The sequence below is a fragment of the Shewanella algae genome, from assembly GCF_009183365.2.
In the GTDB taxonomy this organism is placed as follows: Bacteria; Pseudomonadota; Gammaproteobacteria; order Enterobacterales; family Shewanellaceae; genus Shewanella; species Shewanella algae.
Window position 1 is genome coordinate 3,172,017 of sequence record NZ_CP068230.1, and the last position, 12,499, is coordinate 3,184,515.

Sequence of the window (12,499 nt, forward strand, 5' to 3'; positions counted from 1 at the left end):
GCCTCAGCCCCCTTGGCTTATAGCGACTGGATAGAGCCTTTTGGCAATACCGCCGCGATATAATCTTTTTTGATGGTGATCTGGGTGCTGTCGTTCAGGCTCAGCAGAACATAATCATTCTCGTCGCTGATCTTGGCAATTTTGCCTATGATGCCACCGCTGGTCAGGACTTCGTCGCCCTTACCCAGGGACGCCATCAGATTTTTGTGCTCTTTAACACGCTTGGACTGAGGACGGAAGATCATGAAATAGAAGATCAGACCGAAGATCACCAGCATGAACACCAATTCCATGGTGCCGCCAGACTGAGGAGCACCGGCCGCACTAGCGTAAGCATTTGAAATAAACATATTTTTCTCTTCTTATCAGCAAATAAAATCAATCCACCAATTCAGGTACTTCACGGCCTTGACGACCATAGAAGTCCTTCACAAAGGCGTCTAATGTACCTGTCTCAATGGCGCCGCGCAAACCTTCCATTAACCTTTGGTAGTAACGCAGGTTATGTATGGTATTGAGACGGGCCCCGAGAATTTCATTACAGCGGTCCAGATGGTACAGATACGCCCGTGAGTAGTTCTTACAGGTATAGCAGTCACATTCCGGATCCAGCGGTGATGTGTCGTCACGATGCCGCGCGTTGCGGATCTTGATAACACCTTCTGTGACAAACAGGTGGCCGTTGCGGGCATTACGGGTTGGCATCACACAGTCAAACATGTCGATACCGCGACGTACGCCTTCAACCAGATCCTCCGGTTTGCCTACCCCCATCAAATAACGGGGCTTGTCTGTTGGGATCTGCGGACAAACATGCTCCAGTACTCTGTGCATGTCCGCCTTGGGTTCCCCTACAGCCAAGCCGCCGACGGCATAACCGTCAAAACCTATTTCCAACAAGCCCTTGAGGCTTTCATCACGCAGATCTTCATAGACACTGCCCTGGATAATCCCGAACAGTGAGTTGGGGTTTTCCAGGCGGTCGAACTCGTCCCGTGAACGTTTTGCCCAGCGCAGTGACATCTGCATCGACTTGCGGGCTTCGTCATGAGTGGCCGGATACGGCGTGCACTCATCGAAAATCATCACCACATCCGAGCCGAGCGAATATTGGATCTGCATCGACTTCTCGGCATCCATGAAAATCTTTTCGCCGTTAATGGGCGAGCGGAAATGCACTCCTTCTTCGGTGATCTTGCGGATATCACCGAGGCTGAAAACCTGGAAACCACCCGAGTCGGTGAGAATCGGCCGCTGCCAGTTCATGAAATCGTGCAGGTCACCATGCTTACGCATGATCTCTTCACCTGGGCGCAGCCAGAGGTGGAAAGTGTTTCCCAGTAGAATATCGGCTCCGGTGGCGCGCACTTCTTCCGGAGTCATCCCCTTCACAGTGCCGTAAGTTCCAACCGGCATAAAAGCCGGGGTCTCGACTGTGCCACGGTCAAAAATCAATCGGCCCCGGCGTGCGCGGCCATCAGTAGTATCCAATTCAAATTTCATGATTTACCTCGTCAGAGAAACAGTCTGACCTTAATTACGCGGACTTAGGCCGCAGCGTATAGACAACAGAGGGTCAAAAAGGCAAAAGGTTCACCCTTAAGACAAAATACCCGCTCATTGAGGCGGGTATTTTAAAACAAAAGTCGTAATCAGTGAGCTTTTTTAGTCACAAACATGGCATCACCGTAACTGAAAAAGCGGTATTTTTCGGCAATAGCGTGCCGATAGGCGTTCATCACCTCATCAAAGCCGGCAAAAGCACTGACCAACATGATGAGCGTCGACTCCGGCAGGTGGAAATTGGTGACCATGGCATCCACTACCTGAAACTCATATCCGGGATAGATGAAAATATCTGTATCCCCTTTGAAGGCCTGCAGTTCGCCTTCACTGGCGCGGGCTGCGCTCTCGAGCGAGCGCACCGAAGTGGTGCCAACCGCGATCACCCGTTTCCCTGCCGCCTTGGTGTTGTGGATTTTTGTCACCACCTCGGCCGGCACTTCGGCCCACTCAGAATGCATCTTGTGTTCCAGTACGTTATCGACCCTCACCGGCTGAAAAGTACCGGCGCCAACATGCAGGGTCACAAAGGCAATATCCACGCCTTTGGCTTTCAGCTCGGCCAACATATTGTCATCAAAGTGCAAACCGGCTGTCGGCGCCGCAACCGCGCCCGGGGTTTGGTTATAAACTGTTTGATAGCGCTCTTTGTCGGCATCTTCATCGGGACGGTCGATATAGGGTGGCAACGGCATATGGCCCACCTGCTCAAGCACTTCGAGCACACTCGAACCGGATACCAGTTCAAGTTCAAACAGCGCATCGTGACGCGCTCTCATCAACATCTTGAAGCCGCCATCGAGTGAAATTTCACTGCCTTCTTTCGGCGACTTGGAGCTGCGCACATGGGCAAGCACCCGCTTATCATCCAGCATCCGCTCCACCAGGATTTCCAGCTTACCGCCGGTTGCCTTCTGCCCGAACAGGCGCGCCGGAATAACCCGGGTATTGTTGAAGACCATGAGATCGCCGGGCTGAACCAGGTTCAACAATTCGGTGAAGCGGCAGTCGCTAAGGGCCCCGCTGTTACCATCCAGAGTCAATAATCTGGACGCACTGCGTTTCTCCATAGGGAACTTGGCAATCAGTTCCTCTGGAAGATCGAAAGAAAAGTCTGCTACACGCATGAATGGGCCTCGGCTTAGCTGGAAACGGCGGCTAGTCTAGGGATTTGAGGCGTTAAGATCAAGGCTCCAGCGGTTCGTTTGCCGTTTCGGCAAGGGGCTTGTTGTCATCGAAGGGCTCGCGCCGATATTCGAGTTGCTCGAACGGAATGTCCACCTCGACCCTGCGTCTCTGGGGCCGTGGCGTTTTGTTGATAAGTTTATTGAACCAGTCCCAAATCATCCTTGATCCTCTGCGTCACCGAACGCTAAGCGTAGCATCTTATTTCACTGAGCAAAAAGAGAACATTCATCGAGGCGCCAGAGACTGTTTTCATTTGCCGGCTTGTCATGGTAACTTGAGGGCGAATTCGACACCCAGTAGCCAATATGAACTTCCTTGCACACCTGCATCTGGCCGATATCAGCCAAACCTCTCTCGGCGCCAATCTCGCCGGCGACTTTGCCAAAGGCAATATCCAACAGTTCCCCAAACATTTGCAACAAGGGCTCTGGCTCCACAGACAGATAGACAAGTTGACCGATAGCCACGAGTTAACCCGCGAGTTAGTGCGTACTTTCCCCAAGCCGCTTGCCAGAGTGGCGCCTGTACTGATGGATTTGGCCTTTGACCATATGCTGGCCAAATACTGGGAGGAATATCATCATCAACCTTTAGCTGCCTTTTGCAACAAGGCGTACGAGAGCCTAAGGCAAACTCCCTCCCTACCCGAAGGCTTAACCAAACTGGCGCCTGTGATGGAACAGCAGAATTGGCTATTGAGTTATCAAAGCCGCCAGGGACTCAACAGTGCGGTGACAGGTGTGAGTCGTCGCCTTTCAAAACCTGAGCTGTTCAACGGCGCCCAACAGGCGCTGCAAAAACTCGATACCGAAATTGAAATCGCCTTTCGAACCTTTTACCCACAATTGATGGCTTACAGCCGGATATGGGCCAGAAAGACCCCGGCAGAATTTCTCTGATTGAGGCAAAGTGCCAACTGCCACGTTCGGTGAACCCACAAAGCCACTTTTGCCGGGCCTATGGCTTTGTTAGAATTGCGCCTTCACGAAGGAGAGTTCATGCAAGTTTTTGAGTACCGCCCACCGGCCCTGCCCTGGCTCGATATCCGCTATCTGGATCGCGATATTATTATCATCAACAAGCCATCCGGGCTATTGTCCAACCCTGGTCGCGCCGCCGTAACCCATGACTGCGCCCTCACCCGCTTGCAACGCCTGTATCCGGAAACCATATTGGTGCACAGGCTGGACTGCGCCACTTCAGGGATCATGGTTTTCGCCCGCAACAAGGCCGCCGAGTCCAGCCTCAAGACTCAGTTTCAGGAGCGGCAAAGCGATAAGCTATATGTGGCCGAGGTGGCAGGATATCTTGAACAGCCAGCCGGTGTCATTGACTTGCCACTGGCAGCGGACAAGGCCAATCCACCTCTGCAGCAAGTCTCGGAGCAAGGTAAGAGAGCGGTCACTCACTACAAGGTACTTGAGCACCGTGAAGATTCCAGCCTGGTGGCATTGCAACCGGAAACCGGCCGGACTCACCAGCTCAGAGTCCACATGCTCGCATTGGGGCATCCTATTTTAGGGGATGATTTCTATGGTGGGTGTGAGATTGAAAATGCCCGTCCGCGGCTCTGTCTGCATGCTGCCAGCCTGGCATTTTGCCACCCTTACTCGGGCGCCGAGATGCACTTTGTCAGCCTGTCACCTTTCTGACCCTTACAAGACAGCCTTAGAAAAAACAGCTAAAGAAAACGCCCGCTAAGCAGGCGTTTTCTTTTCAAGACTTAGTCAGACTGCTATCAGGCACTCATCACAGATTTGGGTTCCAGACTGAAGCTATCGCCTCCTTCTGTGCAAAACTGCAGCTTGCCCTCTGCGGTTAAAATAAAGTACTCACCAAACAGGTTACCACCCATATCTTCAAGACATAAACCGGCATTGGTCTGTTTGGACTTCATCTCATCCACGCTGTGGCAACCATCGCTGAACCAGGTTTCCAGAAACAGCTTGCCACCTTCACGATACAGAGTCAGCTCTTCACCACTGCCGGGGCGACTATCCTGCCAACAACCAAGAAATTCTCGCTGTTGTTCGTTCTGTCGGTGCAGACGCTTGCGCTTTTCTACTCCAGACATATCCATACCTTTAAACCATGTCAGCCCAGCCTCTTTAGCTGACCCCAAATGCATGACATTAAGCATAGAACTCATAGTGCCCCTTTACCCGGCCAAAAGTAACATAAAAGTGAAAAATTTGATTCCAAATCATTAAAAACCAATAAGTTAGAATAAAATCTCTCGAATGTGCGCAGTGTAGCCCAGTGAGAAAATAAAAGTGTGATCAAGATCACTTATTGCGGCTAATTTAAGCAATTTATGAAATGACTCACACAATGCCCTTCCCGTCGGCCGTTTGAACGGTCACACCATGGCAAATGGAGGCCAAAAATAAAGGGCGGCCCCAAGGCCGCCCTTTATCTTCAACAATATTTCTTAGGGAAGGTGCGAATAAGTCCTCGTGGCACTCTGGCTTGCACAGCAATTGGCGTTCAAGGCATCTGACTGAAGGCATGCCGGGGCCTGTCGAAGTCGGATAACGCAGAGAGCCGGTTGCTGTGAAAGCCCCGAAGGGCGTGGCTTACAGGCCTGCCTGCTGTGTTGTGCTTCTTGCAAAGGACTAGGGCCATTTGCTGCGAACCACGCCTTGCATCCAGGCCTGTAAGTCGACGCAGAGCACACATGGGGCTTGTTCGCACCTTCCTTAGCTTAGCTTGCGCTCTTCGGCCTGGCAGACTGCCGCGGTAAACAACACATCGGTGGAAGAGTTCAGCGCAGTTTCGGCCGCATCCTGAATGACCCCAATAACAAAGCCAACAGCCACCACCTGAATGGCGATGCTGTCGCTGATGCCAAACAAGCTACAAGCCAGAGGGATCAGCAGCAGTGAACCACCGGCTACCCCGGAGGCACCACAAGCCGACACAGCGGCCACCAGGCTCAACAGCAAGGCGGTAGGCAGGTCGACACTGGTGCCTGTGGTATGCACAGCTGCCAGGGTCAGTACGGTAATGGTAATTGCCGCGCCGCCCATGTTGATAGTGGCCCCCAGAGGAATAGAAACCGAATAGGTGTCTTTATGCAGTTTGAGACGCTCACACAAGGCCATGTTCACCGGAATATTGGCGGCGCTCGAACGGGTAAAGAAGGCGGTTACGCCGCTCTCTCTCAGACAAGCGAACACCAGCGGGTAAGGATTGCGTCTTGTCTTGTAGAACACCAAGAGCGGATTCACGACCAGGGCTATGATAGCCATGCTTCCCAGCAAGACGCCTAGCAGACGGCCATAATTGTACACTTCCTCAAAACCGCTCTCGGCAAAGGTCACGGCCACCAGACCGAAAATGCCTATCGGCGCCAAGCGGATAATAAAGCGCACCATCTGTGAGATCCCATGACTGACATCGGCAAATACCTGTTTGGTCGAATCACTGGAATGATGCAGTGCCAATCCAAGACCAATACCCCAAGCCAGAATACCGATATAGTTGGCATTCATCAGAGCATTGACTGGGTTGTCGACCAATTTGAACAACAGAGTATTGAGAACTTCCAGAATACCTTGCGGCGGCGACAGTAACTGTTCAGGCGCCCTGAGCTTGAGTGTGGTGGGAAACATAAAGCTCATTACCACAGCTGTAAGTGCCGAGGCAAAAGTACCGAACAGGTACAAGGCGATAATTGGCCGCATATTGCTCTTGGTATTTTTCTTCTGATTGGCAATCGATGCCGCCACCAGCAGAAATACCAGGATCGGCGCTATCGCCTTAAGCGCGCCGACAAAAAGATCTCCAAGGAAAGAAACGCTCTTTGCCCATTCCGGAGCAAAGTGTGCGAGCCCCATGCCCGCGATGATCCCCAAAAGGATTTGCAGTACAAGACTGCTCTTGGCCAATCGGGCCAAAAGTAAAGAAGATTGGTTCATTGCCTGACCTGTCGTTATTATCTTTCTGGCACCAGTGCCACAGGAGTTACGTTTTTAGCGGATGAAACCGCTAATGTCTAGCTTTGAAGCCTATTTGTGTCGTCTGGATAACCCTGAGCACGCATTTTGGCAACAGTGATGTCATTTTTGACTATCTTGTGCAATTTGGGCGCCTCTGAGCATGGCATCAATAAGTTCATGGGCATCGAACTTAGTGAGGGCTTCGTTGGCACCTACCTGGTGCGCCTGGCTGACACTGATCTCACTGGAAAGCGAGGTATGCAGAATAATATAAGCTCCGGCGAGTGCCGGTTTGTCTCTCACCTCAAAGGCGAGTTCATAACCATCCAGACCCGGCATTTCGATGTCGCTCACCAGGAGATCCACAGGGCGCTTTTCGGCCGCGGCCTTTTCCATGATGGCCAAAGCCTGAGCACCGTTTGAGGTAACTTCATAGGGGATATTTATGGAGTCCAGCGCATCGGACAGTTGCTTTCTGGCCACCTTGGAGTCGTCTACCAGCAAGATCCGCAGCGGTTTCAACCTTTCCCTTTGCACATCGGTCAGCATGGCCACACTCTGGGCCGCAATCGGGAAAATCTTCGACAGCAGCAACTCAACATCCAGCAGTTGCACCAGCTTATTGTCGTAACGGGTCACCCCGGTCAGATAGGCATTGCGTCCCAGATTATCCGGTGGTGATTCAATATCACGCCAGTTACATTCGAGGATCTTGTCTATGCCGCGAACCAGAAAGCCTATCTCCATCCGCTGACAATCTGTGATGATGATAAAACAGCTCTTGCGCTCCTCTGCGGTGACCGGGCGATAACCAACGGCCGCCGCCATATCCACTACGGGAATAGTGTGTCCTCTGAAGTTTACCGCACCCATCACAGCTGAATGAGATTGGGGGATCTGGTTTAGTGGCATATAAGGTACCAACTCACGGATCTTCAAGGTGCCGATGGCAAACAGCTGGCTTGCCGACAGATGAAACAGCAGCAGTCCCTGAGATTGATTGGCCTTACTCTTCATAACAACACCATAACAGACAATAAGTTAAACGCTTCAGGATAACACAGGCTTGAACCTATGGTGGCCTACTGCAGTTCACAATTGCGACTCAATAGGCAAAAGGCTGAGGATATCGGCACTGAGACGGCGCCAGAAACCGGCGGCAGGCTCATTATAGAACACCTCTTGTTTGGCATCGTCGTGCCACACAAGCTCATCCTCCTCCAGCGCCAATCGGTAAGCATTGCGCAGTAAGGCGCCGCCCAGTTGCCGCTGCATGTGTTCGGCAAGCTTGGGCTGATGTAGCAGAATTCCCATTTCAGTATTGATCCAGGCAGAGCGGGGATCAAAATTGAACGAGCCGACGAACACATCTTTATCGTCCAGCACAAAAGTTTTGGCATGTAGACTGGTGCGTGAGCTGCCGCGCCATGAAGAAGGCTTATGGTCAGGGTCGGCCTTGACTTCATAGAGGCTGACACCGGCTTCCAGCAGTTGCCTACGATACTTCTTGTAGCCGGCATGCACGGCCACTACATCTGTGGCTGCCAGGCTATTGGTCACCACAGTAACCTCAATGCCATTGGCTACCGCCTGTGCCAGGGCATCGGCCCCTTTGGCGGTGGGCACAAAATAGGGCGAGATGATCAGTATGTTGTTTTCAACCTGGGACAGAAAACGACCAATATCGGCCAGCATCCAACTCTCGGGCTCGGCGCTGCGCAGCTTATCGGGCGGGTCAAACAACACCTTGGCTTCGCCCCAATACCAGTCGAGTTGCTGCTGCTCCATGTTGGTTATCAACTGGCTCTGCAACAGGCGCTGATAATAAGGGTGATCCTGCATCGCCTGCTGCTCCAGCCGCATCTTGGCATCGGCCTGCAGCAGTTTTTCCCGGGTCAGACGCTTGGGCAGCAGCTGCTCAAGTGGAATGGTCAGCGGCGCATTCCAGTAAAGATCAAACTGATCAGAGATAGCCGGTACGGCTTTTCCTATGGCGAGCAAGTCAAAGTCACCGAACTCAAGTTCATCGTTGGCAGAAAAGTACTCATTGCCTATGTTGCGCCCTCCCACCACAGAAACCATGTTGTCCACCGTCAGCGACTTATTGTGCATTCTGTGGTTCAAGCGGGCGAAACTGAACAGCCAAGACAATCCTCTGAAGGTGCGGGAATATACCGGGTTATAGAGGCGAACCTGAATATTGGGATGATGATTCAAGGCCGCCAGTCCGGATTCGAGCGGCGCACTCGTGGTGTCATCCAGCAGCAGCCTTACCCGCACACCGCGCTCAGCGGCTTCCAACAGTTGCCACACCAAGGTTTTGCCGGTTTCATCGGCCCGATAAATGTAGTACTGCAGATCGATACTGCTCTGGGCACTGCGGATAAGCGCCAACCTGGCAATAAAGGCATCGACACCTTCGGCCAACGGCAGCACGCCCGTCTGCGATGGGTGGATGGACAATTGAGGTTCCAGATAATCCAGCAAGACAGAACTCTCCGGCGTTGCCAGATAGCTGGAGTCGCTGTAAGCGGGATCTCGTGTCGGTGCCGAGCTACAGGCACTCAGCAAGGACAAGAGGATCAACAGTATTCCAAACTGTGGCAACATTTTGAATATTCTTCGAAATAGTGAAGAGTATTCAAGCATTAATTCGTTCCGGGATCCAGCATTCCCGCCTCCAGCTCTGGCTTGCTATTCCTGTAAAGCATAGAGCACATCGAACACAAACTGATCCCAGCCATGGGATTCAAAGGCAGCATCGGCCACCGCTCGAATACGGGCAACCGCATGCAGCGGTGCCACACCATGTTCCATCAGATAGTAGGCCAGCAACAGACAGGTACGGTTTTGCCCAGACTCGCAATGAACCAGTACCCCTAGCCCGGCTGCACGCTGGCGCTTGATAAAGTCGAGCGCCTTGGGCAACTGCTCGACACAGAGCCGTAAATCGGCATCCAGCGGGGTTTCTCCACTCGGCAAAGGGATACAGGCAAACTCAAATGGCGACTGAGGCCAATCGGCCGCCACATTTTCAGCCAGGGAAAGAATCGCGCCTATCCCGGAGCGCTGCAGCTCATCGAGATCCCAGTTCTGGCCTGCTGGGCCCCGGCTTCCTGCCAACTCTCCCTCTTCCAGCCAAAAGAGTGGTTGCATCTGTGTTTTCCTCAGTAATACGCGACTTCAGTCAGGCTTCAGAATACCTCAAATCGCCAGAGGATTTCGTTGATTTATGCCAAAAGATTAACTTGGACGACCTGCTTCCAAGTCAAGCAGTTGTTGCTTCATGGCCAGGCCCCAGGCATAACCGGTCAACTTGCCATCCTTGCCTATGACTCTGTGACAAGGCACGATAATCGCTATCGGGTTGGCGCCATTGGCAGTGCCGACTGCGCGGACCGCTTTCGGGTTATCAATCTTTATGGCCAGCTCGCCGTAACTGGTGAAGCTGCCGTAGGACAAACCCACCAACGCCTGCCAAACGGTGCGTTGAAAGCGTGTCCCCTTGGGAGCCAAAGGCAACTCGAAGACCTGTCTGGCACCGGCAAAATACTCCAATAGCTGGCTCTTGGTCTGCGCCAATATCGCCTCAGCCCGCGCCTTTTGCGCCGCATTCGCGCTCGCCAGCGGGATCCGGCGCTCTCTGTCATCCCCCGTCAAAACCGACAGATGTGACAGCCCATGGGGCCCCGCAGCAAGCCATAGCCGGCCCACAGCCGAATCCATGATAAGCTCCGCTACCGGCACCAATTCTGCTGCCGGCCACTCTTTACTCAGCGATACGGCCAAGCTCGGTTTATCTTGTGTATTCATAGGATTAATCCCTTGATTTTATGGCTTTTGAATAGGAGTTTGACCCTGATGCCTGTCACCTCTGCAACCCATCTCAGAGCTCTTCATTCATTGCTATTAATGGGTTCTATGCCGACTGCCAAAGTTGTAGAGTAAGATAACTGCCCCAGGGCGACGCCGCTTCAGTGACACCTTGCAGTAACGCTTGGTAATGGGCCGCACTTTTCTTGGCGTCACTCTTGTTGTCCATACTTTTCTTGTCAGCACTTTTCTTGCCTTTATGCTGACCAACTGCACCTTGTTTAGCCGAATCCGGGTTGAGTTGAGCCAAGTTCCCGTTTACCCCGGTCGAGATTGCCGTTTTACCAAACAGCGTCAGCAGACGTTTACGGATTATCAAATCGCCGCCGAGCAACACATCAGGATCCGACAACCCGCGCATTCTGGCGTAGGCTATGGTCCAGGGGCCAATCCCTTTCAAACTGAGCCAAGCCTCGGGCTCGGTATCACCATGCTCAAGCTGAAAACGCGCCAACTCAGCCAATGCCGTCTTTCTGCTTCCGGGCATTTTCAACTCGTCAAAGTCCGCCGCCAACATGCTTTCTGGCTCGGGAAAGAAGCTGATTTCGCGCCCGGCGATAACTCGCCTCTCACCTCTGACAGCCACCAACTGCCCCAACAGTTTTGTGGCTTGGGTAACGCTGACCTGCTGGCCCAGAACAGCCCGCACCCCGGCTTCAAACAGAGAGCCTACTGCCGGCAGCCTCAGCCCCGGCTCCCAACCAAAGGTGGAGTCTGCCAGTGTGAGAGGTTGCAACACTTGCTCAACCTGCTGCATATCAGCGTCGAGATCCAATATCCTTCTTATCCGATTGACCAATACCGGTAACAAGCTAAACTCGGCGCCCTCTTCCAATGCCAGGGTAACTGCGACTCTATTTTGCGAGGCCTGCAACTCGGCAAAAAACCAAGCTTTGAACCCGCCTTTGTCGCTGTTGAGTAACAGGCTGCGACCATAGCCCTGGCGGCCATCAAGTTCAAACCACTCCATTCCTGTTACCGCCCGCAGGCGATAGAAATCAAGCAACGCTTGCCAGGCATATGGCGGCCGGTAACTCAAAAAAAGTTGCAGCCTGTTACTGTCGTCCATTTGCGTATCAGCGCTGCGTCTGAGCGCCGACGGGGTAAGCTGCAGCTGACTCTGAAACACTTCGTTGAAGCGGCGAATGCTCGTGTATCCCGCAGCCAAGGCCACCTGCGTGATAGGGAGCCGGGTTTGGTGCAGCAGCTGCTTGGCAAACATCAACTGCTGAAACGCAGCGTATTGCTTGGGAGACAGGCCCAGCGCTTCGACAAACAGCTTGCGCAGATAACGACTGCTGATCCCGAGGCGCTGTGCCAAGTGCTCGACACCTTTCGCCGACTCGCCGCTCAAGGCGCCCTGCTCTATCAGGGTTACCGCCCGCTCCAGCGTGGTTCTCGTGCCTTTCCAGGCACAGGAGCCGGGCGCGCTTTCCGGCCGGCAACGCAAACAGGGGCGCAAACCTTGATTTGCCGCGGCGGCGGCCGAGAAAAAGTAATCGACATTTTCCTCTTTCGGCGCCACCGCCGGGCAGATAGGCCGGCAATAGATCCCCGTCGTCTTCACCCCGATAAAGAAGCGGCCATCAAACCTGGGATCGCGACTAAGTCTCGCCCGGCGACAGGTGTCGGTGCTGAGCTCGGTAAAAATCGTCATCATCTGTTTCGCTATCGTCTATAACCTGGATGCAGATTACCCCGCGAACACGGGGGAAACCAGCGGAAAACGGAACTGAACCCCGAGACCAAACCCAAACTATTGATCCGGAATAATAGCTGCCCTACAGATAAAAATTGGGTATGCTGGAACGGCTTGAATAAAAATCACTCCAGATCCGCAAGGCCCGATGTCTGCCCGCATAACCGGGCAAGAATCATTCTTTGCCAAGAGATAAATCGCCCATAACAGTTTGCCAAGAGAAGGCCATGATAAA

13 protein-coding genes are annotated in these 12,499 nt (G+C 53.0%); 2 read left to right on the forward strand and 11 right to left on the reverse strand.

All coding sequences use genetic code 11. The features are described from left to right. Positions 1-17 precede the first annotated feature (17 nt). From yajC to E1N14_RS14245, 4 genes are all read right to left on the reverse strand, one after another. Positions 18-350, reverse strand: a complete 333-nt coding sequence (yajC, locus tag E1N14_RS14230) for a preprotein translocase subunit YajC (protein ID WP_025011473.1) — start codon at positions 348-350, stop codon at positions 18-20. Between the two features lie 28 nt (positions 351-378). Beyond that, a complete protein-coding gene (tgt, locus tag E1N14_RS14235) occupies positions 379-1,503 on the reverse strand; it encodes a tRNA guanosine(34) transglycosylase Tgt (RefSeq protein WP_028781041.1) in 1,125 nt (374 codons plus the stop codon). Positions 1,504-1,652: 149 nt separating this feature from the next. Continuing rightward, a complete protein-coding gene (gene queA, locus E1N14_RS14240) occupies positions 1,653-2,690 on the reverse strand; it encodes a tRNA preQ1(34) S-adenosylmethionine ribosyltransferase-isomerase QueA (protein WP_025011472.1) in 1,038 nt (345 codons plus the stop codon). Between the two features lie 58 nt (positions 2,691-2,748). Continuing rightward, positions 2,749-2,910 carry a hypothetical protein gene (locus E1N14_RS14245; RefSeq protein ID WP_156030645.1) on the reverse strand — a complete coding sequence of 54 codons (162 nt, stop codon included), beginning with the start codon at positions 2,908-2,910 and terminating at the stop codon, positions 2,749-2,751. A gap of 146 nt (positions 2,911-3,056) precedes the next feature. On the opposite strand from E1N14_RS14245, the gene E1N14_RS14250 reads away from it, so the two are divergent. Then, positions 3,057-3,650, forward strand: coding sequence for an acyl carrier protein phosphodiesterase (locus E1N14_RS14250; protein ID WP_028781043.1), 594 nt, complete (start codon positions 3,057-3,059; stop codon positions 3,648-3,650). 99 nt (positions 3,651-3,749) lie between these two features. Beyond that, a complete protein-coding gene (locus tag E1N14_RS14255) occupies positions 3,750-4,403 on the forward strand; it encodes an RluA family pseudouridine synthase (RefSeq protein WP_044734802.1) in 654 nt (217 codons plus the stop codon). 86 nt (positions 4,404-4,489) lie between these two features. Here E1N14_RS14255 and E1N14_RS14260 read toward each other — a convergent pair whose 3' ends face one another. The 7 genes from E1N14_RS14260 to E1N14_RS14290 all read right to left on the reverse strand — a co-directional run bounded on the left by E1N14_RS14260 (position 4,490) and on the right by E1N14_RS14290 (position 12,225). After that, the gene (locus E1N14_RS14260) at positions 4,490-4,825 is read right to left on the reverse strand and encodes a hypothetical protein (RefSeq protein ID WP_224866361.1); all 336 of its coding nucleotides are present in this window, start codon (positions 4,823-4,825) and stop codon (positions 4,490-4,492) included. A gap of 625 nt (positions 4,826-5,450) precedes the next feature. Beyond that, positions 5,451-6,671 carry a serine/threonine transporter SstT gene (gene sstT, locus E1N14_RS14265; protein ID WP_025012087.1) on the reverse strand — a complete coding sequence of 407 codons (1,221 nt, stop codon included), beginning with the start codon at positions 6,669-6,671 and terminating at the stop codon, positions 5,451-5,453. A gap of 141 nt (positions 6,672-6,812) precedes the next feature. Further along, positions 6,813-7,709, reverse strand: a complete 897-nt coding sequence (locus E1N14_RS14270) for a chemotaxis protein (RefSeq protein ID WP_025012086.1) — start codon at positions 7,707-7,709, stop codon at positions 6,813-6,815. Between the two features lie 75 nt (positions 7,710-7,784). Further along, entirely contained in the window at positions 7,785-9,302 is a 1,518-nt protein-coding gene (locus tag E1N14_RS14275; protein WP_062794001.1) for a phospholipase D family protein, read from the reverse strand. An 84-nt stretch (positions 9,303-9,386) separates the two neighbouring features. Further along, entirely contained in the window at positions 9,387-9,848 is a 462-nt protein-coding gene (locus E1N14_RS14280; RefSeq protein ID WP_025889437.1) for a dual specificity protein phosphatase family protein, read from the reverse strand. 87 nt (positions 9,849-9,935) lie between these two features. After that, positions 9,936-10,505 (reverse strand): methylated-DNA--[protein]-cysteine S-methyltransferase, encoded by a 570-nt coding sequence (locus tag E1N14_RS14285; RefSeq protein ID WP_081737192.1) that lies wholly within the window; start codon positions 10,503-10,505, stop codon positions 9,936-9,938. Between the two features lie 106 nt (positions 10,506-10,611). Then, the gene (locus tag E1N14_RS14290; RefSeq protein ID WP_025012085.1) at positions 10,612-12,225 is read right to left on the reverse strand and encodes a DNA-3-methyladenine glycosylase 2 family protein; all 1,614 of its coding nucleotides are present in this window, start codon (positions 12,223-12,225) and stop codon (positions 10,612-10,614) included. Positions 12,226-12,499: the final 274 nt, after the last annotated feature.